This window comes from Paraglaciecola sp. (assembly GCF_051252315.1).
Classification (GTDB): Bacteria; Pseudomonadota; Gammaproteobacteria; order Enterobacterales; family Alteromonadaceae; genus Paraglaciecola.
In genome coordinates this window covers 1-21,414 of the sequence record NZ_JBPOFP010000077.1, presented here as the reverse complement: position 1 = coordinate 21,414, position 21,414 = coordinate 1, and the positions used below count along the sequence as shown (strand labels likewise).

Here is a 21,414-nt window from a genome sequence, read left to right as displayed (position 1 = left end):
CCTTTATTATTATAAAACATAGCAATCACATGGCGTTTGCTAACAATTTTTTTAGGGAAGTTATTACGAGAAGGTTGTGGGTCAAAGTCAACTTGATAACTTCGGGTCTGAAAAACAAAACTTGTGTTAGTGTTTTTTACACTCATACGCAAGTTTATATGCCCATTTAATAAAGAGTAACCTTGACGCCTGGTCCAATATTCCGGAATTTCCACTTCCTGAAAACTCACTTGAAACCCCGCTTCTTTTGCCAGAGCGTGCATCATGATAGACATGGATAAACAATTTGCGGCTCGATTCTTAAAGGTTTCACTCGCGACTGTGTTGGCATCACCACGGTATAACAAATTCATATTTGAGCGGCCAAAGACGCCATAAACCAAAGACTCCATTTTACTGATTGGGTTTCGCTCAGAAGTTATCATTTGGCGCACGAATGCTTTGGAAGATTTGTTTAGTTGAAATATTTGTTCTTCTGATTCCACTTGTAACAATTCTTTTGTGTTAAACCCTTGATCAAAAGGCTTAGGAACATCAACCGTAAAGTCTTTATGGGGAATAGTTTGACAAGCACACAATAAAAATAGATTAACAAATAAAATCAGTACTTTAGGTGAAATTACGACGTTATTCATGAACTAGGCCCAAATTAATTAACCTAATCTAAGCTTAGTTGTAAATGTTGAATTTACGAGGGTAATTAACTTGTTTTTCAATAATAGAAGCCGATTTTCTAGTAATGAACAATTGATATTCAATCTTTAGTTTTACATCAGCACCAGACATATTACACTTCTAGACAAATTGTATTTACACAAGACCATAATATGAAAGTCACTATTTTAGGTGCTATGGATGAAGAAATAAGCCTCATTCAAAAGTCATTAACCAACTGTTCCGAACAAAAATATAACCATTTAACTGCTTACGTTGGGCAGTTAGGCAAGGTTGAAGTCGCTTTGATAAAATGTGGCATTGGTAAAGTAGCCGCCGCAGTATCCACGGTATCAGCAATTAATCATTTCAACCCAGACTATGTTATCAACACAGGTTCAGCGGGCGGATTTACGCCTCACCTAAACATAGGCGACATTGTAATAGGTACTTCGTTACGCCATCACGATGCAGATTTAACTCACTTCGGTTATGAATTGGGACAAAATGCTGGCATGCCTGCTGAGTTTGTTGCTGATGAGAAGTTAGTAGACTGTGCCACTAAAGCAATAGCCCAACTAAATGAGATTCAAGTTGAAAAAGGCTTAATATGCACTGGGGATTCGTTTGTTGGCAGCGATGAAGCTGCTGATCAAATTCGTACAAACTTCCCATCGGTATGTGCAGTTGAAATGGAAGGTGTGGCCATTGCCCAAACCTGTTATTTATTATCAACACCCTTTTTAGTTATTCGTTCTTTATCCGATATTGCAGGTAAAACATCTACGGTTTCTTTCCAAGCTTACCTAGAGCAAGCGGCAAAAAATTCAGCTCAATTGGTTATGCAAACCATATCAGAATTAGAAAGCGCGAGTGATGTCTAAAGGGGTGAGTTCGACTCATGCTTAAAATAGTCGAAACACTATTTAGCCAAGAATTGCTGACCTTTTGGGTGATATTAATTGCGGTGCTGATAGAAAAGTACATGCCGTGGCCAGACAAATATCACCCATTAAGTTTATGGAAAATATGTACCATACGTATTGCTAACAAGGTTTTACCTTCCAAAGAGAGTGATATACAACAACAAAAATTATCTGGCAGTCTGGCTTATTTAGTTTTACTCACGCCAGTCTGTTTAAGTATTTGGATACTCTTATCTTTATCAGTTTACCCGGCTTTTTTTGAAGCTTTATTATTACTAATTGCGTTGCGATATAGAAATATCCAACTCACCTGCCACAAGTTATCTCAACAAATCACCCTAGAAAAAAAGATATTAGCGCGACAAAACCTGCAACAGCATGTGCTAAGGGAAACTGAAAAAATGTCTGTACTTGGATTAGCAAAAGCAGCGTCTGAAACACTCATATTAAGATTTAGTTATCAATATTGTGCGGTTATATTTTGGTTTGCATTAACCGGTGGTATAGGTGCGATTGTGTATAGGTTATTGTATGAATGTTCGCATTCTTGGAACATTAAGCAGTCTCGTTTTAGCTATTTTGGCCTAAGTGTCAAATACGTTACCAATGCTTTGCAATGGTTTCCTAGTATACTTTGTGGTTTCAGTTTAGCTTTTGTATCTTTAACCATTGCTGGATTTAAAGCGCTATCTGAACTTAAAAACCTTAAAAATACTCGAACCTTTTTGCTCAATATAGCTGGAGCCAGTTTAAATATAGAAATGGCTGGCCCCGCCATTTATCAGCAAAAAAAAATACGGACCACAAAATGCGGTGGACATAAACCAATTATTTTGGCAGACATTAAACGTACTCAAAACTTAATTAGCCTTACCACTTTATTTTGGTTAACGATGAGTTTTTTAATTTATGCCAGTGTCTATGCATTAACAAAATAACGATGGGGAAATTATCTATGTTAAAGAAAATACTCTGTGGATTTATCAGTTATGTGAGCTTAACGACTTACGCTGCTGGAATTGAAGATATTAGTCACCAAAAACTGGCTAATATGGATACAAAAAATTATCTGATTGTTGATGTGCGCACAACTGAAGAATACAAAAACGGCCATGTTCCTAAAGCGATAAACATTCCCTTACAGATGTTACAAGACAACTTTCAATCTGTTCAGCCTGACAAAAGCAAAACGTTAGTTTTGTACTGTCGTTCTGGTTACCGAGCCGGTAAAGCAGCTAAAGCTCTGCAAAAAAGTGGTTATACCAAACTATTGCATCTACAGGGTGATATGCTCGGCTGGGAAAAGGCTAAACTGCCCATAGAGAAATAATTCCACTAGAGCGAGTCCTGATGTTGAATGATAACGGCACACAAAAAAAGAGGTATTTTGATGATTCAAATTACCTCTTTTTTAATATTGGTTAAGCGGATTTTTACTGAAAACTCACTCTAGCAAATTTTCGTTTCCCTACCTGTAACACAATCTGTTGAGCTTCATTAAATAAGTGTTTTGTATTTTCAACTTTTTCACCATCTAACTTAACCGCGCCTTGTTTAATCATACGCATTGCATCAGAAGTGGAGTTGGTTAAACCCGCATCTTTTAATACATTGGCAATCATCAAACCATCTGTCCCAAGAACAAAGTCAAACTCTGGCATTTCGTCTGGAATTTTATTTTTTTGGAAACGCTGAATAAATTCGTTGTGAGCTCCTTCAGCATCTTCTTCAGAGTGAAAACGAGCGATAAGTTCTTTGGCTAAATCAATCTTGGTATCTCTTGGGTTTAATCCATCAGCCACTTTTTGTTTAATTTCTTCGATTTCTGTTTTTGCCTTGAAACTTAATAAATCGTAGTAGCGCCACATCAAATCATCAGATATCGACATGATTTTCCCAAACATATCGCTAGGAGAGTCTGTGATCCCAATATAGTTATTCAGGGATTTTGACATCTTTTGAACGCCATCTAGGCCTTCCAATAAAGGCATCATAAGCACCGTTTGTTGCCTTTGGCCTTCAGATTTTTGTAACTCACGTCCCATCAACAAATTAAAACGTTGATCGGTACCACCCAGTTCAACATCCGATTGCAACGCAACTGAATCCCAACCTTGTACCAATGGGTATAAAAACTCATGGATAGCAATGGGTTGGCCACCAGCGTAACGTTTTTTAAAATCATCTCGCTCTAACATACGCGCCACCGTTTGGTTAGCGGCTAACTTGATCATGCCAGCAGAACCTAACTCTTCCATCCACTCTGAATTAAACCGAATAGTGGTTTTAGCTGGGTCTAATATCTTAAACACTTGTTCTTTATAGGTTTCAGCATTGGCCAACACATCTTCTTTGGTTAAAGGTTTACGTGTGACATTTTTGCCTGTTGGATCACCGATCATGCCGGTAAAGTCACCAATCAAAAATATAACTTCATGGCCTAGCTGCTGAAACGTTCTAAGTTTATTTATTAAAACGGTGTGACCTAAATGTAGGTCTGGCGCGGTTGGATCGAAGCCAGCTTTGATTTTTAAAGGTTTCCCTTCTTTTAACTTAGCAACTAGCTCTTCTTCGATTAATATTTCTTCTGCTCCGCGCTGGATCTCAGCCATTGCATTTTGCCAATCTGACATTTTTAAAACCTGTATTAAAATCTAAAATGATAATTATTCGCCCCATTTTACGTGTCTAGGCCTAGCAATGAAAGGGAAAGGATATTATTTCTAATAACCTAGCGATAATAAACAAACCTAACAAAGTAGGTAAAAACGGCTGTTGGGCTGGAAAAGTACCTACAATGCATATATTCTGAGGTTAGGTTCATTATTTTATGTTGTTGCTGTGTTGAATAAATCAATTAAAAACCTACCTACGCCCCATAAATGGTTAATATCCCTTGTGGTAGGGATCTTATTTATTTTAATGTTATTACCTTCCGATCCGGCGAGTGCTTATAAAAACACTTCAACCAACTTGGAAATCGGTAAACGTTATGATCTAAGTTTAGATGCCAGTAATTTACCAGCCGAGCCTGTATCAAAAGCCATTGAACAAGATACAAAACATACTTTCACCGTTAAAAAAGGTGATAACTTAGCGATTATTTTTAAACGAGCAGGCCTTTCCCCCCAAGAAACCTACAAAGTCAGCAAAGCCGGTAAGTTAGCTAAAAAATTATTGAAGATTATGCCTGGCGAATCCTTGGAGTTAGACATCAATCAACAAGGCAAACTAGATGCTTTGTTTTATTCTTATTCTGCAACCGACACTTTAATTATTAATAAAAATGAACAACAAATCTTTGTCAGTTCAATCCAAAGCAAGGCTGTAGACACTCGAATAAATTATGCACAAGGTGAAATTACCAATAGCTTGTGGAATGCGGGACATAACGCCAAACTATCCGACAATCAAATAATGAGCCTAGCGGGGATTTTTGGTTGGGATATCGATTTTGCATTAGAATTAAGAGCTGGAGATAGTTTTTATGTGATGTTTGAAGAACATTACATAGATGGTGAGTTTGCTGAAAATGGAAATATTATTGCCGCCCAGTTTATTAATCAGGGGGATACTTATTCTGCCATTCGCTATTCCGATGGGAGTTATTACACACCTGAAGGCCGAAGCATGCGAAAAAGTTTTCTACGAGCCCCTGTAAACTTTAAATACATAAGCTCTAATTTTAATCCAAGACGATTCCACCCTATTCAAAAACGCGTCAAACCACATAATGGTACAGATTATAGAGCTAATACAGGTACTCCTGTAGTCGCTTCTGGAGATGGCAAAGTTACCCATTCCACTTACAACAAATACAATGGGCATTATGTGTTTATTCAACACAGCAATAATATAGTGACTAAGTATTTACATTTTTCAAAACGTGCAGTGAAAAAAGGACAGCGTGTTAATCAAGGACAAATCATCGGTTATGTTGGCTCAACGGGTATGTCTCAAGCCCCGCACTTACATTACGAATTTTTAGTTAATGGTGTGCACAGGAATCCAAGAACGGTATCTTTGCCAAAGGCTCAACCGATTGCCAAAAAAGAAAAAGAAACGTTTTCGCGATTAGCTAAGCAAAGAATGCAGCAGCTTAATAACAATAAGCGCATTATGTTAGCTATGCTTTAAGGCGTTTGTTATGTCACAATTTTATCTAGGGTTAATGTCAGGAACTAGCATGGATGGCGTTGACGTAGCGCTAGTAGATTTCTCTGAGCCCCACCCCAGACTATTAGACTGTCAAACCTATCCTTACCCTGAAGAATTATTAACTATTCTGCATAGGTTATGTAAATCAAGTGACAACGAAATTGACTTAATGGGACATGCCGACAGAGCCGTAGCCAAAGTATTTGCAGATGCATCATTACAACTTCTCAAAGATAACTATGTGACTAAAGAACAAATAATAGCTTTAGGCTCACATGGGCAAACAATTCGGCACATACCTTCAGGTGAGAATAGTTTCAGTTTGCAAATTGGCGATCCAAATACAATAGCAACCCTTACTGGCATTGACGTAATTGCCGATTTTAGACGCAAAGATATTGCCTTAGGTGGGCAAGGAGCCCCCTTAGTACCCGCCTTTCATCAAGCAATCTTTTCTAACAAAGAAAAATCTCGAGTTGTGGTGAATATAGGAGGGATTTCTAACATAACCTATTTGCCTAAAAATTCTACCAGTCAAATTATTGGATTTGATACTGGCCCAGGTAACACCTTATTAGATGCGTGGTGTTATCAACATACAGGTAAAACTTATGATGACAAAGGTAGATGGGCGGCCCAAAGTGTCGCGGATCCTAAGTTATTACAAAGCTTATTGTCACACCCCTATTTTTCGGCCCCGGCGCCGAAAAGCACAGGGCGAGAATTATTTAATTTAGCTTGGTTACAGCAGCATATTAGCGAATTACCCCAGCCCCTCGATCCTCAAACGGTTCAAGCGACACTCGTTGCTCTAACAACTTTAAGTATTACTAAACAGGTGAAACAGTTTAAAGATGTAGAAGAGGTATATGTTTGTGGTGGTGGTGCACGAAATGAATTTTTACTGGAAGAGTTAGAATCTGAGTTACATGAGTGTGAGTTATATACCACTGATGAGTTAGGAGTCACAGCTGACGCTGTTGAAGCTATGGCATTCGCTTGGTTAGCTTACGCACATATCAATAAGATCCCGGGGAATATTACAAGCGTAACTGGCGCGTGTAGAACCGCCATTTTAGGGACTTATTGTCCAACAAGTTAGTTTTAAAATGTATTAGCTACAATTCAAAATAATGAGTAAAACACTTATAAAGCTGTGTACCACTCAGCACTGAAGCAGAAGGGAAATGCAGAATCGCCACTAAATCACACGGAGCTAAGATATCGGTGGTTGCCTCGTTAGTGTCTAAGTTATCTACATTTAACACTCGTGCTAACACATCTCCTTTAGCAGCGAACTCACCAGGCTTAAGCATGTATTCAACTATTCCCCCCTGTTTACTGTATAACACCTTATAATTTTTGAGCTTCACTGCTTTACGAGGCATGTTTATAGGCACCAGCTTTTCACTTTTTAACACCTTTTTAGCGGTCAAGAACGTCATAATACTGGTTGCATCAAACTCCCCTTCGCTGAAGCTGATCACTTCTTGACTCCCCATCTCAAGGGTAAAAGCTTCTACCTCAAAATCAATCATTTTTGAAAACTGCTGATTTAACAGTTCTTTCAATATCCACCAAGGACAAAAAGTGGCCTCATCCAGTGCTCCGGAAAATACTTTAGGCATTAAGATGACATGTGGAATATTGAATAAACTAGCAGATTCTTGCGCATATTCAGGTACATATATATGCCGAGTAGAAACAGGACCATTATGTAAGTCGAGTACATAATCGGCATCAAATGCCAATTGTTGTAACATTAAATTAAGTCGCTGAGCTAAACCCAGTCCCCAATCTTGATTTAACTTGTCTTGCAACTGTTTTTTCATTGCAGTTCTAAAACGAGTTTTAATGGATTTAATTGATTCACTTGTCGTAACTGATGAGGCAAATTCTTCGACAAAAGCCTGGTCAAAGTGATAACCACGATTCCAGTTAGTGCCATTTACTGGATCAAACCGTCCTAATGTGTATTCCCCTGCCTTAATATTAGTCCCCACTGGATTGCAGTTTGGCACCAGAATTACTTCGCCACAAATAGGCATACTTTTTAGCTTTTGAATCAGGTGATATATAACCACATTACCCTGAACTTCTGCGCCGTGAATTGAACTTTGAATGTAAACTTTAGGGCCTGGTTTTTCACCTACAAAACGATATAGAGGAACATTCATATTGCGGCCCGAAGCATTCTGGGCCACAACTAAATGTTGTTTTATTAGGGTGGACATAGATTAAAATAATTTACGTTTTAGCTTCTGGAAAGTGTGGTGAAATAGATTTACGTACACCGTTGCCCCATAAAATAGCTTCATTAAACATACTGTGTAATAGCTTTTGGTCAATTTCCAATAATTTGGAAATACGTATAACCTTCAACCAATTTCCGCTTTCAAATGCTTGTACTAACATCAAATACACGGACAATTCGTTTTGCCCACCACACAAAGCGACTTTAACCTCTTCGACTAGCGGTAATTTTTCAACCAAATTACTCATATTTTTGTCTAATAGTGCATCTAACATAGAAAATAACCCAACTAAAAATGCAGTTGGAGGATTACTGCCTATATTTTTTTCAACGCCAACTAAATCACAAAACTTAGCTCTGACTAAAGATAAGTGTAATAATTCTAGAGGTTTATCGTCAGATAGATTAGTTAAGGCTAATAGTGCGATAAACTTCTTAATCTCCACCTCCCCCATATAATTGAGGGCATGGCGTAAAGAGGTTATTTTATATCGTTTGTTTATGGTTGGATTGTTGATAAAACGAAGTAACATATAGGATAAACCTACATCATGCTCAATCACTCTATTAATATTTTCAACATCAAAAGTTGCGCTCGAACTTGCCCCCATTAATTCAACTAAAGTTAATTTTGAAGTGGGTAAACTCTGCTGGGAAACAGACTCTGGTTTAGAAAAGAAATATCCTTGAAAATAGTCAAAACCTACATCACGACAAATATTGAAATCTTCGTGAGTTTCTACTTTTTCTGCGATGAGCTTAACGTCCGCATCTAAAAATTGCTGCAAATTCCCAGACAATTTTTCGTAATTACATTTATCAGTATTTACTTTTATCATATCTACATAGGGTATTATCGACTGCCACTCACCTTCAACTCGACAGTTTTCCAACGCTAATTTGTACCCCATGTTTTTCACTTGTTTACAGGTATCAAGTAAACGGTCCATATGATGCTCATCAGCCCCTAGTTCCACCACCACATTTTCAGGATCTAAAGAAGGATTTAGCCCTTCCTCTAGCGCCTCAGGCTGAAAGTTAATAAAAGACTTTTTACTGCAAGAGATATCATCTAGTTGAAGCGTTCTATATTTCTGGGCTATTAACTTATTCGTTGCTTCGTCTCTTTCTACGACAGGAAAACAATTATTTTTTCCATCTCTGAAAAAAAGTTCGTAGGCAAAAACATCCTTTTTTAAATCCAAAATAGGTTGGCGGGCAATAAACGCAAACATGGTCATCCTATACAAATGTTAAACAGGTAAAAATTGTTGTTATTATGCTTTTAATCATACCACCATTAAAAGCCTAAAATCCAAACAAGGTGCTGATAATTAACAGACGATTTGTGCAATAAATAGCCTAGAAAGAAATAACGAGCGATTAGAAATGTTTCATTACATAAATATATATAATTCTTATGTAGGAATAAAAAATCTCCTTACTCATTGAAATTTAAACGTTAATCCAAATATAGTAATTAATTGGGAATTTTTCTTATTAAGTTTGGTCTATTACTTTAAGAAATTGAGCTATTTTAGGTCGCGATTTAGAATTTTTTTTGCTAGCATCGGGACATATAGCGTAATAGGAGATATTTATGAGCAAAGACTTACGCGCACTAACTTTGACAGTGCCTCAAACGGGCAGTATTGAGACTTACATTCAAGCTGTGAGTGGCATTAGCATGCTAACAGCAGAAGAAGAGCGAGGCCTTGCCGAACGTTTACAACAAGACGACGACTTAGAAGCAGCAAGAAAGCTAATCATGTCTCATCTACGTTTTGTTGTGCATATTGCGAAATCTTATTCAGGATATGGTTTACCTCAAGCTGACTTAGTGCAAGAAGGTAATATAGGTCTTATGAAAGCGGTAAAACGCTTCGACCCAACTGTAGGTGTAAGATTAGTTTCTTTTGCTGTTCATTGGATTAAAGCTGAAATTCATGAATTCGTTCTTCGTAACTGGAGAATCGTTAAGGTAGCAACCACCAAAGCTCAACGTAAACTATTCTTTAATTTACGCAAAAATAAAAAGCGTTTAGGTTGGTTTTCTCATGCTGAAGTTCAAAAAGTTGCTGAAGACTTAGGTGTAAGTACTAAAGAAGTATTGCAGATGGAAGCTCGTATGAGCAGCCAAGACCAAGCTTTTGATTTATCTGCAGATGATGATGATAATAGTAATTTTGCACCCGCGCAGTATTTAGAAGATAAAACAGCAGATGTTGAATCTGATGTAGTCAATGCTGATTGGGATTCAAATGCATCTAATAAATTGTATGCCGCAATCAAAACACTTGATGAGCGTAGCCAGCACATTATTCAGACTCGTTGGTTGTCAGATGATAAAACAACGTTGCAAGATTTAGCTGATAAATATCAGGTTTCTGCAGAACGTGTTAGGCAGATCGAAAAGAACGCGATGAAAAAGTTACAAGGCGCTATGGCAGCCTAGTTAACATTTAAAACAAAAAAAAGCGCATTCAATGCGCTTTTTTTATGTCTAAATTTAATTGGATTTATTCGTCTTTTAACGGCAACACCCAAAATATGCCAGTAAACTCAGCAACAGGATTATCACCATCCAAAATCGCCACACTTAAATTAAAGCTACATTTTTTACCTTTAGTAAGAGGCTCGAACTTTCCATTCAGCGACTCTAAATTACATACCGCTTTAGGCTGCATAGTAATAGGTTTATGATAATGAATGTTTCCATCACCTAATACAATCTCACCTTCGAGCCCCTTCTCTTTTAACTGCAAAAATATCATTCCCCACCCTGTGAGGGTCGCCAACGAAAAAATACTGCCCGCAAACATAGTGCCATGCAAATTAATATTTTTGTTTAAAGAAGCTTTGGTTTCGAGTGTCCTACCCGTGTATTGAAAGAGCTTAATACCCATTTGCTCACTGATAGGAATGGTATCACGCCAAGTCTGCTGCAATAGTTTGCACCACTTGGGATGCAAAGTAATAGTATTAGGATCTAACAGCTTTTTAACCATTTGCTGTCGATGCTGTTTATCTAATTCATTTGGGGTAGCTGAATCACATTCAAACCCTGTACTTTTAAAAAATGGAATTGATAACTCTGTACTGTTTGTCACCATGCGCACTGCGCCTTCAGAGCGAGCCACTGACTCTAATGAAGCGAGTAACATCTTAGCCAAACCTTTACCTTGATAATCTTTAGCTACCGCAATATGTCTCACTTGAGCTTCTTCTGCGGAATTCATATGCACACGTCCGACGGCCACCACATACCCTAAGCTATCGCGGATCATACGATGTTGGCTGACTTGTTCATATTCATCTTTTTCTGAGCCTTGTGGCGCTTTCCAAGGCTTTCTCAACATCTTCCAACGAAAGTCAAAATAATCTACAAAATCTTGTTCACTTGTCGGTATATTGATTTTAAACATCTAAATAGTGGTTCCCATTTTTCAATTTAATTATTATTTTTGGTGAAAAACCAACCACCATTAGACAGTATTACGCCTTTTTCAGCAAATTATACTTTCAACTGAAATGTGACTGGCCCATCATTTAGCAAAAATACCTGCATATCTGCGCCAAATCTGCCGGTTTCACACAGTACACCTTTTTGTTTACAGCAAACCACAAAATACTCATACATATCCTTGCCCAAACTAGGCGAGGCTGCACTGGAAAAACTCGGACGATTACCACTTTTAGTGTCTGCCACCAAAGTAAACTGCGAAACAACCAACAACTGCCCTTTAACTTGCTGTAAGTTAAGATTCATTTTGCCTGCTTCGTCAGAAAAAATACGGTAATTCAATACCTTTTGACTTAATTTTTCGGCCGTTGCTTGTGTGTCACCTTGCTCTACACCAAGCAAAACTAAAATACCTGGACCTATTTGACCAACTAACTCCTGGTCTACCTCAACTTTGGCATGGCTAACTCTTTGAATCAGTGCGATCATTTATTTTCCTCAATATATTTGAGCATCGCCTGCGTGGCATAACAAAGGGCTTGGGAAGTGGCTTTTTCTCCCGCGCTGTGCCCTGCTTCTGGAATAATATGTAATTCACTAGCCGGCCACTTCTTAGACAAAGCATAGGCCGATTCAATTTTGCATACTGTATCGTAACGACCATGTACGATTGTGCCTGGAATATTAGTTATGTGCTGAATATTATGCAGAATTTCGTTTTCAGCTATAAAACATTTATTCCTAATATAATGGCACTCCAACAAGGCTAAACTAATTGCGCTGTGAATATCCCCCACTAGCTGTGTTTCATCAAACTGACAGTGTAATCGGCTTATTTTAGCTTCCCATAGGCACCAAGCTTTTATTGCCGCCATTTTTTGTAACTCGTTACCACTACTAAAAATTTGATGGTATGCATCAACCACAGAATGAGTACTCAACATACTCTTTACAGGTTTTAAAAAGTCTTGGTAATAATCGGGAAATAACTGCGCCGCACCACCACTGGCATCTAAGTACCAATGATAATCTTGTTCTCTGGCTAGAAATATTCCTCTCAAAATTAACCCAATAACACTTTCAGGTTGGCGGATCGCCACCAGTAGTGCCAGGGTCGAGCCCCATGAACCACCAAACAATACCCACTTAGACACACCAAGATGCTGTTGAATCGTTAACACATCCTCCACCAAATTCTGGCTAGTATTATGTTTTAGCTCCCCAAAAGGTAAAGATTGACCGCAACCTCTTTGGTCAAAACCTATAATCCAATATTTTTCTGGGTCAAAAAAACGTCGATAATCTTGACCTATTCCGGCTCCTGGACCACCATGTAAAAATAGAACAGGCACCCCATCTGGCGAGCCTGATTGCTCTATGTACAAGCTGTGGCCATTGCTGACCGCTAACATTTCAGTCTTAAAAGATTTTATAGATGGGAACAACTGGCTCATAAGCTTTTACATTTCTTATTTGTGAATTGTTTCATTATGATTTAATTTAGCGTTTAAGTTCTAGTTTCTTTTTTATTTGTAACATTTGGAGATGTATATGTCAGGGCAAGGTTCAGGCGGAAATGTGTTAGCTGCAATTTGTAGTTTTTTTATTCCAGGATTAGGTCAATTAGTTCAAGGGCGAATATTACCAGCAATTTTGTTTTTTGTTGCTTGGGCTATATCTGGTGGCTTAACTTTACTTCTGATTGGCTGGGTAATGCTACCTATCGTTTATATTTGGTGCATTATCGACGCAGCAAAATTTAAAGGTTCTGATTAATGAAAAAGCTCATTCTTGTTGCTCTACTGACTATATGTGCTTCATGTCAAAATGCATATTATGCCGCTTGGGAAAAACTTGGTATCGAAAAGCGAGACATATTAGTAGACCGAGTTGAAGACGCTAAAGAGTCTCAAGAAGATGCTCAACAACAGTTTAGCTCAGCTTTAGAAGAATTTAGCCACCTACTCAATTTTGATGGACGTGAATTACAGGACGTTTATGAAGAGTTAAAAGACCAATACGAAGCCAGTGAAACGTCAGCTGCGGACGTTAGCAAGCGAATCGATAAGGTTGAAAGTGTTGCTGAAGCTCTATTTGACGAATGGCAAGAAGAGTCTGAAAAATATACTAATGCTACGTTTAAACGCGACAGCCTACGTCAACTTAAAGATACACAGAGGCGTTATAAGTCTTTAGTGGCAGCGATGCGTAAAGCAGAAAGTAAAATGGCACCTGTGTTATCAACATTAAGAGATAATGTTTTGTATTTAAAACATAACTTGAATGCAAGTGCGGTTGGCGCTCTACAAGGCGAATTTAAAGGTATTAAACAAGAAATTGGCCAACTAATTGCAGAAATGAACAAAGCAATTTCTGCATCAAATAAATTTATTTCTAGTATGGAAACTAATTAACTATTAAGAGGAAGAGCTTGTCTCTTCCTCTCCTTCGGTAAAAGCTTCTTCTGACTCATCGTGTGTAAATATTTCTAAAGCTCTGGTAAATTCAGCTCCAATCAACACTACGATCCATGATAAGTACACCCATACAAACAAAATAGGAATGACAGCTAGGGCTCCATAAATCACCTGATAAGACGGGAAATTGGTTACGTAAAAAGCAAAACCCTTTTTACTTAATTCAAATAAGATCGCCGCCACACAAGCTCCAGAAAAAGCATGTTTTGCCTCAATACGTTTTGTAGGTACTAACATGTAAACAATAAAAAAGGCACAAACAGAAGTGGCGTAAGGCACCATTTTTAAAAAGAAAGTAGTCAATCCTGGAGAGTACTCTTCTGCAAACGCAGCCAATCCGATTAAATAGGAGCTTACAATGACACTCGCCCCCATTAACAATGGCCCAAGGGTTAAAACCATCCAATAAATTGCAAAAGTAAATATAATGGGTCTAACAGACTTTGAATCCCAAATGCGATTTAGTGTTTTATCTATATTTGAAATCAACATCAAGGCTACAATCACCAAAGACAATATCCCAATGCCCCCCATGCCTGATGCATTATCAACAAAATCAGCCATGTAAGTCTGTACTTGACCACTTGTACTGGGTAAAAAGCTTTCAAAAACTAAATTTTCAAGATCTCCTCTCACCTCAGCAAAAGCTGGGAAAGCAGATAAGATAGTAAAAAATACCATAATGAAAGGTACGAGTGACAACAAAGACACATAAGCCAAATGGCCGGCCGAAACTGTGATGCGATCAGACTGACATTGTTTAATGAACAACTTAGCAAAACTTTTCGTCGTGTCTAAGAGTTGTTTAATTTTTGCCGACCAATCTTGATAAAATTCCATTAACCTACAAGCCAAATGATAAAAATACTGTTCTAATGCCTAGTTTGCTCTAACCCTTTTAAGATGGCAAATTACAAACCAAACAAGTTTAACTCTCAAAAATTAATTATTAACTGGAGTACACTTGGATAAAAGAGAAGAAATTGGCTTTATACGTAAAGACATCAAGATGTTTAGCAGTCTATTATTGATATTTTCTACGTAATGGTTAAAATTTCCCAAGAACAAATATAAAAGATACTGACTAATGGCAAATCAAACAAAATGGAACGGCGAATACATTCACCCATATGCTGAACATGGTAAAAAAAGTGAGTTAGTCAAAAAAGTCACTGTATCAATTCCTTTAAAAGTGCTTAAAGTATTAACAGATGAACGCACCAGACGCCAAGTTAACAACTTACGTCATGCCACTAATTCCGAGTTATTATGTGAAGCATTTTTACATGCATTTACAGGACAACCCTTACCCGGTGATACTGACCTTGAAAAAGACAACACCCACCGTATTCCTATTGAAGCTAGAAAATTAATGGAAGAAATGGGATTGGATATCGAAGAAATTGATGTAGAGGAAGATTAGTAGTCATAGTCTAAAATCTACAGCAAAGAACTACCGACTTGACCTATTACTTCTCACGTACACCTGCTTTTTTTGCCACAACCCTCACTTGTTCACTTACCCATTGCCATAATTGTGGATTCGCTTGAGCCACAACTTTATTTTTATCTAAGACTTGTTCAATAGAGATGTCGTGTTCTAACCAGCTTTGGCAGCCATTATGTAAGTTTTGTAAAACAGGGATGACTCTATCTATTCCTTTAGCGAATATTGCCTCTGGTGATTTAGCCTGTTCAAACTCAACCCATAAGCTTAGAAAATCTTGTCCTAGTGATTCAGGTAAAATAGACGTTAACCTTTTTGCAGCAATCAATTCATTTTCAAAGTCATCATGATTAGCGTTGTAAGCGAATTTATCGCCAGTATCAATCTCAACAATGTCATGTAATAACAACATAGTGATTACTTTCAGCGCATCGACTTTGTGCTGAGCATAAGGGATCAATGTCAATGCCAATAATGAAATTTGCCAACTATGTTCTGCGCTATTTTCATACCGACCTAGTCCAACAGGTTTTATTCTCCGTTCAACTTTTTTTAATTTTTCTAACTCTATAATAAAGCTAGTGATGGCTTGGTAGTGCTCAATCATTGGGTACTCGGAGTAAGAATAAAGTAGCAGTAGGCACTGCTACTTGATAGGGGGAGTTAGTTATATTTAGCTTAAAAAATAACTATTTATTTTCCTGAAGGATCTAACTTAGCGTAATAAGCTGCTAAGTTTTCAATATCGGCATCACTTAAATTCGCAGCCATAGGCGCCATAATCATATTTTTACGCTGGCCGTCTCTAAAAGCTTTCATTTGTAAAACCAAATACTGTGCTTTTTGCCCCGCTAAATTAGGATACATAGGAATTTGTGAGATACCATTAGTCCCATGACAAGCAGCACAAACTGCAGACTTAGCCTTACCTGCTGCAGCATCAGCAGCTAAAGTAGAAGTTGAAGCAAGTCCTGTCGCGGCTAAAATTAACAATAACGCTGAAGTTTTCATTTTTTTCATCATGTGTCCTTTGTAAATCACCCAAATGGGTACAAGTAAATAATATTTAAATAAAGGTTAAAATGATCTTCGATCACTCTTTTGCTACAGCAACTTACTGGACTGGGGACTTATGTCAAGCCTGTTGAGTTGAAAAAACCAAAATTACAGATGCTTCACCACAGTCTATTTGCACAATTGCAGCAGCCAAAAAGAGTGGAAACATAGACCAAGCTTACTGGAAGAATTGTTTATGTCTGAAGGACCAAGGTTGAGGCGCTACACACTCCTTTAGCTAACGAACCTGAACTGATTAAGTTTTCTAAACGTCCCCTGAATGGGGAAAAAGTTTAGAAATATCTTGTAGTCGTTAATATCCAACGTTAACTTTAGATAACTAGTATTCTACGCAAGTCGTATTAAACTAAAGAAGTAGAAGCAAACACTCATGGTTAACTTTAATTGGTATAACATGTCGTTAATAATTTAAGCTCAGTCGTTTAGGGGTAGTAGCGAAATTGTTGTTTTTGAATATTTTTAAAACATATTTGATAATTTGTGTTTGTCTGATTTCAGCGAAGGCTTTTGCAAATACCCTAACAATTGAAGATGATGCTGAATCGATTGATTTGGCAACACATATCGAATGGCTCATTACTGATAAATCCAACCAGCTATCGGATATAAAAAGCCACTCCAATTGGCAATCCCAGATAACAGCCAATACGTTAAATGAAAACCAAAATTTATGGGGCCGAATTACCCTATCATTCAGCCCGAACAACAAAGAACCTTACCTGTTAAGCGTAGGAAATCCGTATCTCAATTTAGTAGATATATATCTTTTAGATTCTAAAGATCGCATTTTACGCTCTCACCTGATGGGCGCTGATAGGCAGCTGTCTAAACGAGAATTTAAGCATAGGTTATTTGTTGCATCAATAAACTCAACTCAAGACACGGTTCAAGTATTTCTAAAAGTAAATCACGACGGACCATTAGTTTTTCCTGTTTCTCTAGACAAACAATCATCAATGTTAATAAGAGAACAAATACTGCTGGCTGTTATTGGTTTTATAAGCGGCGGACTCACCATACTGTCTTGTTACTTCCTAATCACTTACATTTTTATGCGCAGCCCTATCCGCTTTTGGTTTTCATTGTCGTGCGCTGGTTTTGTTTTACTATTCTTAAATACCAGTGGAGTTCTCGGCCAGATCATAGGTATCACAGCTTATATAGCCAACATAACAACAATATTAGTAGGTGCGTTGTTATTAACATCAGTCAAGGTGGCCTTTGCCATTTTAGAGCGAGTTCCTCCTTATTGGCGGTATGTTTTTTATATATTCGGTTGTGCCTTAATGTTAGCGGCATTTATTCCAAATAATAAAATCCAAATATACTTTGTACTTACTTTTGTATCTGTCACTTTCATACTTGTATTAGGCTTAGCCTGCCTTTACTTTAATGCGGATAAAAAGGCAGCCAACTATCTCAGCCTAATAGGTTTGGGATTAATAGCTTTAAGCAGTACGAGTCAAATAGTATTGTTCTATTTTGACGTGTCTTTGAACCAATCATTATTACTCATTTTAAATAGTGTAATTATGCTTGGTTTAGTTGTTATCGCTCTTGCTATTGAGGCCCACGAAAAAGTATTAACCCACAGACATAACCTCAAACAATTAGATGTCATCAATGATTTACAACATTTCTATAATCTATTCAGAAATTCAGCAGAAGGGTTGTACACATCTAGCATTGATGGTCAGTTAATATCAGTCAACCCTGCAATGTGCAGTCTGTTTGGTTACGACAACGAACAAGAAATGTTAGAAAACATACAAAATGCCAACCAATTTTATGCCATGCCTGAAGACAGAGATCTACTTCTTGGAGAAATACACCAACATGGGAAAGTATTGGGCAAAGAGATTAAGGGTTTGCGTAAAGATGGCAGTGAATTTTGGTTTTCTATCTCTGGACAAATAAAAACGGAAAACAATCAACGTTATTTATTCGGCAGTATATTTGATATTACAAAAAGAAAACAATCGGACATCAGTCTAGAGTTTTTGGCTACCCACGATTCATTAACCGGAGTATTCAATCGTAGAGAATTTGAATCCAGATTAAAAGATGCCCTACACAAAGTATCTAATGAGGGAGGAGGGTTAACTCTTTTATATTTAGATTTAGATCAATTTAAAGTCGTGAATGACACCTGTGGGCACAAAGCAGGTGATATGTTAATTACTCAGCTTTCACAAAAAATCGATAAAATAGTTTCGGAAAAAGGAACACTTGCCAGGTTAGGCGGGGATGAATTTGGAATTTTGTTAGAAGAAGATGATGCCCAAATGGCATATCTACTGGCTAATAAAGTATTAAATACGGTGAGTGATTTTCGTTTTGTATGGGAAAAAAATATATTCACACTAGGGATCAGTATCGGACAAGTTTCCTGGCAAGATAATATTTGCACACCGGAACAATTTTTAAGTATGGCCGACTCAGCTTGTTATATGGCGAAGGAAAGAGGCCGAAATCAAATTCACACTTATTCCCAAGATGACAAACATGTGCAGCGATACGAATCTGAACTGTCTTGGTTATCTAAGATTAATCATGCATTAGAAAACAATCACTTCGAATTATATTACCAACATTATCAAGCGCTAAATCAGAGCAATACTGGGCATCATTACGAAATACTCATACGCATGTTAGATAAAGACGGCAATGTCATTTCACCTGGTACATTTTTGCCTTCGGCGGAACGGTACAATTTAACCTCCCAAATTGACCGATGGGTGATTGAAAATTACTTTGCTTGGCTAACAAATAATCCAGAGCACAATGCCCAACTCATCCAAGTTAATATCAATTTAAGTGGCCATTCGTTAGCAGACAAAGAGTTAAAATTATTTGTATTAAATGCATTTGAAAAATACCAAGTCACGTATTCAAAAGTATGTTTCGAAATTACTGAAAGCATGGCCATTTTAAAAATGGATGAAACCTTAGAATTTATAAAAACCTTCAAAAGTTTAGGCTGTAAATTTGCTCTAGATGATTTTGGTAGCGGCTTCTCATCATACAACTATCTAAAAAGTTTACCTGTGCAACAACTGAAAATAGATGGATGTTTTGTTAAAGATATTTTAATTGATCCTATAGATATGGCCATGGTTCGCTCAATTAATGACGTAGCAAAAGCCATGGGCATGCAAACCGTAGCCGAATTTGTCGAAAGCCCAGATATCATGGTTGAACTAGGGAAAATGAAAATCGACTATGCTCAGGGATATGGCATAGCCAAACCTGCCCCACTCGTCGCTTTTAGCCCATTAAATTAACTGACAATCGATTTAATTAATATGGGTCTAGACTCCCAATTTAGTCCACGTTAAGGTTAATTTTATTGGATAAGGCTTGTCTTTTGGCAGATAATGCCCACATATACGCTTCGTGCAATTTTATAAAATAATCGCGCTGCTCAGACCAAGCTGCAGAAAAGAGTACAACTAAACCTTAATGAACGATCAAACAGAAACATACCAATACGTGAGCTCAGCAAATTTACCTACAAAGTTAGGTCAATTTCAAATCCATGGGTTTGTTGAAAAAACCTCACAGCAGGAGCACGTTGCGCTTTCTTATGGTGACTGGGAGGTTGAAGATGTTGTGCCTATTCGTATTCATTCAGAATGTTTAACAGGCGATGCTTTATTTAGCACCCGTTGTGATTGTGGAGCCCAACTCGAAAAAGCCCTACAAAACATAGTTGAACAAGGTAAAGGAGTATTACTCTATTTACGTCAAGAAGGGCGAGGTATTGGTTTATTAAATAAAATTCATGCTTATAAACTACAAGATGAAGGCATGGATACGGTCGAAGCTAACGAACACCTTGGGTTTGATGCTGATTTACGAGATTACAGTATCTGCCAATTAATGTTGGAGCAGCTCAATGTAAAAAACGTTAAGTTAATGACCAACAACCCCAAAAAAAGTGAAGCATTAAGTAAAATGGGCATTAACGTTGTAGAGCGCACGCCTATAGATCATGGCATTACTGACGATAATCGGCATTACATTCGCACAAAAACTGAAAAATTGGGTCATCATTTTTCAGAAAGTTTACTTAAAAAATAGCCAACTGAACTTATCATTCAGGCTTGGTTAAGACTTCTTAGTGTATAACCTATTGTACAAGTGATGTTTCCATCATATTTTGACAAAAGGAAAGGGTTATGCGAAATCAAGCAAAGTACCTACTCATTTATTTATGTGTTCTATGTTTCCTAGTGGGCAGTGTGATCAAACTTGCCCAAGCTGAAGACAGACATACCTCAACCGCAGATGTGGCGGCTGATATGCAAGAAAGTGAAATCAGCCAAGCCCAACTAGATCAAATACTGGCACCTATAGCCTTGTATCCCGACACCCTACTATCCCATATTTTTGTTGCCTCTACCTATCCATTAGAAGTGGTGCAAGCAGCACGTTGGCGCAGAAATAACAAAGATTTAGATGAACAAGAGGCATTAAACGCGGTAGAAAAAAAGGATTGGGATCCCAGTGTTAAAGCACTTGTTCCATTCAATGATTTACTGCAAAAATTAAGTGACGATTTAGAGTGGTTACAATCTTTAGGCAATACTTTTTTATTCGATGAAGAACGCGTACTCGATACAGTCCAAGACCTCAGACAAAAAGCCTACGCCCAAGGAAACTTGCACGACAACGACTATATCGATGTGGAACAAGATGCGGGAGAAATAGTCATTCAAAATCACGACAAGGAAGTGGTGTATATTCCTTATTATGATACTCGCCATGTCTATGGAGATTGGTGGTGGAATGATCACCCTCCTCACTATTGGCATAGCCCTAGTCATTATATTTTAAGCGCTGGTTTCTACTGGAGTGCACGACATTTCATTCGACCTAGCTTCTATTTTTCAGGCTTTCATTGGCACAATCGCCACTTAGTGGCAGATTATTCTTATCGTCGAAATTATAACAAT

The 21,414-nt window shown here is 37.7% G+C and carries 21 protein-coding genes and 1 pseudogene; 12 read left to right on the top strand and 10 right to left on the bottom strand.

Features of this window, described 5'->3' with window-relative positions; genetic code table 11:
- Window positions 1–635 (bottom strand): annotated as a pseudogene (locus tag ACSHXM_RS14715) (tetratricopeptide repeat protein); the annotation flags it as partial.
- 192 nt (window positions 636–827) lie between these two features.
- Here ACSHXM_RS14715 and mtnN point away from each other — a divergent pair.
- Genes mtnN through ACSHXM_RS14700 form a run of 3 tightly spaced genes read left to right on the top strand, consistent with a single transcriptional unit; the run spans window position 828 to window position 2,910 of the window.
- Entirely contained in the window at window positions 828–1,538 is a 711-nt protein-coding gene (mtnN, locus tag ACSHXM_RS14710; RefSeq protein ID WP_435689730.1) for a 5'-methylthioadenosine/S-adenosylhomocysteine nucleosidase, read from the top strand.
- 17 nt (window positions 1,539–1,555) lie between these two features.
- Entirely contained in the window at window positions 1,556–2,518 is a 963-nt protein-coding gene (locus ACSHXM_RS14705; RefSeq protein WP_435689728.1) for a cobalamin biosynthesis protein CobD/CbiB, read from the top strand.
- Between the two features lie 17 nt (window positions 2,519–2,535).
- Entirely contained in the window at window positions 2,536–2,910 is a 375-nt protein-coding gene (locus ACSHXM_RS14700) for a rhodanese-like domain-containing protein (RefSeq protein ID WP_435689726.1), read from the top strand.
- Window positions 2,911–3,013: 103 nt separating this feature from the next.
- On the opposite strand, the gene tyrS is transcribed toward ACSHXM_RS14700, so the two are convergent.
- Entirely contained in the window at window positions 3,014–4,213 is a 1,200-nt protein-coding gene (gene tyrS / locus ACSHXM_RS14695) for a tyrosine--tRNA ligase (protein WP_435689724.1), read from the bottom strand.
- A gap of 208 nt (window positions 4,214–4,421) precedes the next feature.
- On the opposite strand from tyrS, the gene ACSHXM_RS14690 reads away from it, so the two are divergent.
- Both ACSHXM_RS14690 and ACSHXM_RS14685 read left to right on the top strand, forming a co-directional pair.
- Entirely contained in the window at window positions 4,422–5,717 is a 1,296-nt protein-coding gene (locus ACSHXM_RS14690; protein ID WP_435689722.1) for a peptidoglycan DD-metalloendopeptidase family protein, read from the top strand.
- 10 nt (window positions 5,718–5,727) lie between these two features.
- Window positions 5,728–6,840, top strand: coding sequence for an anhydro-N-acetylmuramic acid kinase (locus ACSHXM_RS14685; protein WP_435689720.1), 1,113 nt, complete (start codon window positions 5,728–5,730; stop codon window positions 6,838–6,840).
- A 16-nt stretch (window positions 6,841–6,856) separates the two neighbouring features.
- Here the strand turns inward: ACSHXM_RS14685 and ACSHXM_RS14680 are convergent, their stop codons facing one another.
- Both ACSHXM_RS14680 and ACSHXM_RS14675 read right to left on the bottom strand, forming a co-directional pair.
- Window positions 6,857–7,972, bottom strand: coding sequence for a peptidase M14 (locus ACSHXM_RS14680; RefSeq protein WP_435689718.1), 1,116 nt, complete (start codon window positions 7,970–7,972; stop codon window positions 6,857–6,859).
- Between the two features lie 13 nt (window positions 7,973–7,985).
- The gene (locus ACSHXM_RS14675) at window positions 7,986–9,227 is read right to left on the bottom strand and encodes an EAL and HDOD domain-containing protein (RefSeq protein ID WP_435689716.1); all 1,242 of its coding nucleotides are present in this window, start codon (window positions 9,225–9,227) and stop codon (window positions 7,986–7,988) included.
- 365 nt (window positions 9,228–9,592) lie between these two features.
- Here ACSHXM_RS14675 and rpoH point away from each other — a divergent pair, with 365 nt between their 5' ends.
- Complete coding sequence (gene rpoH / locus ACSHXM_RS14670) at window positions 9,593–10,447, top strand: RNA polymerase sigma factor RpoH (protein WP_435689714.1); 855 nt, start codon at window positions 9,593–9,595, stop codon at window positions 10,445–10,447.
- 64 nt (window positions 10,448–10,511) lie between these two features.
- On the opposite strand, the gene ACSHXM_RS14665 is transcribed toward rpoH, so the two are convergent.
- The 3 genes from ACSHXM_RS14665 to pip all read right to left on the bottom strand — a co-directional run bounded on the left by ACSHXM_RS14665 (window position 10,512) and on the right by pip (window position 12,909).
- Window positions 10,512–11,417: a YiiD C-terminal domain-containing protein gene (locus ACSHXM_RS14665; protein ID WP_435689712.1), complete on the bottom strand. Its 906-nt coding sequence runs from the start codon at window positions 11,415–11,417 to the stop codon at window positions 10,512–10,514.
- A gap of 89 nt (window positions 11,418–11,506) precedes the next feature.
- Window positions 11,507–11,944 carry a D-aminoacyl-tRNA deacylase gene (gene dtd, locus ACSHXM_RS14660; RefSeq protein WP_435689710.1) on the bottom strand — a complete coding sequence of 146 codons (438 nt, stop codon included), beginning with the start codon at window positions 11,942–11,944 and terminating at the stop codon, window positions 11,507–11,509.
- A complete protein-coding gene (gene pip / locus ACSHXM_RS14655; protein ID WP_435689708.1) occupies window positions 11,941–12,909 on the bottom strand; it encodes a prolyl aminopeptidase in 969 nt (322 codons plus the stop codon). The genes dtd and pip overlap by 4 nt, the downstream gene beginning before the upstream one ends.
- 97 nt (window positions 12,910–13,006) lie before the next feature.
- On the opposite strand from pip, the gene ACSHXM_RS14650 reads away from it, so the two are divergent.
- Both ACSHXM_RS14650 and ACSHXM_RS14645 read left to right on the top strand, forming a co-directional pair.
- Window positions 13,007–13,231, top strand: a complete 225-nt coding sequence (locus ACSHXM_RS14650) for a hypothetical protein (RefSeq protein ID WP_435689706.1) — start codon at window positions 13,007–13,009, stop codon at window positions 13,229–13,231.
- Window positions 13,231–13,869 (top strand): DUF2959 domain-containing protein, encoded by a 639-nt coding sequence (locus ACSHXM_RS14645; protein WP_435689704.1) that lies wholly within the window; start codon window positions 13,231–13,233, stop codon window positions 13,867–13,869. The genes ACSHXM_RS14650 and ACSHXM_RS14645 overlap by 1 nt, the downstream gene beginning before the upstream one ends.
- Window positions 13,870–13,872: 3 nt before the next feature.
- Here ACSHXM_RS14645 and ACSHXM_RS14640 read toward each other — a convergent pair whose 3' ends face one another.
- Window positions 13,873–14,772 (bottom strand): virulence factor BrkB family protein, encoded by a 900-nt coding sequence (locus ACSHXM_RS14640; protein ID WP_435689702.1) that lies wholly within the window; start codon window positions 14,770–14,772, stop codon window positions 13,873–13,875.
- Window positions 14,773–15,019: 247 nt separating this feature from the next.
- On the opposite strand from ACSHXM_RS14640, the gene metJ reads away from it, so the two are divergent.
- Window positions 15,020–15,355 carry a met regulon transcriptional regulator MetJ gene (gene metJ, locus ACSHXM_RS14635; RefSeq protein ID WP_435689700.1) on the top strand — a complete coding sequence of 112 codons (336 nt, stop codon included), beginning with the start codon at window positions 15,020–15,022 and terminating at the stop codon, window positions 15,353–15,355.
- 46 nt (window positions 15,356–15,401) lie between these two features.
- Here metJ and ACSHXM_RS14630 read toward each other — a convergent pair whose 3' ends face one another.
- A complete protein-coding gene (locus ACSHXM_RS14630) occupies window positions 15,402–15,986 on the bottom strand; it encodes an HD domain-containing protein (RefSeq protein ID WP_435689698.1) in 585 nt (194 codons plus the stop codon).
- A gap of 86 nt (window positions 15,987–16,072) precedes the next feature.
- A complete protein-coding gene (locus tag ACSHXM_RS14625; RefSeq protein ID WP_435689733.1) occupies window positions 16,073–16,390 on the bottom strand; it encodes a c-type cytochrome in 318 nt (105 codons plus the stop codon).
- A 515-nt stretch (window positions 16,391–16,905) separates the two neighbouring features.
- Here ACSHXM_RS14625 and ACSHXM_RS14620 point away from each other — a divergent pair.
- The 3 genes from ACSHXM_RS14620 to ACSHXM_RS14610 all read left to right on the top strand — a co-directional run.
- Window positions 16,906–19,740 carry an EAL domain-containing protein gene (locus ACSHXM_RS14620; RefSeq protein WP_435689696.1) on the top strand — a complete coding sequence of 945 codons (2,835 nt, stop codon included), beginning with the start codon at window positions 16,906–16,908 and terminating at the stop codon, window positions 19,738–19,740.
- A gap of 178 nt (window positions 19,741–19,918) precedes the next feature.
- On the top strand, window positions 19,919–20,539 hold the full coding sequence (ribA, locus tag ACSHXM_RS14615) for a GTP cyclohydrolase II (protein ID WP_435689694.1): 621 nt from the start codon (window positions 19,919–19,921) through the stop codon (window positions 20,537–20,539).
- Window positions 20,540–20,637: 98 nt separating this feature from the next.
- Window positions 20,638–21,414 (top strand): DUF3300 domain-containing protein (locus tag ACSHXM_RS14610; protein WP_435689692.1); only part of this gene is annotated, 777 nt, incomplete at its 3' end.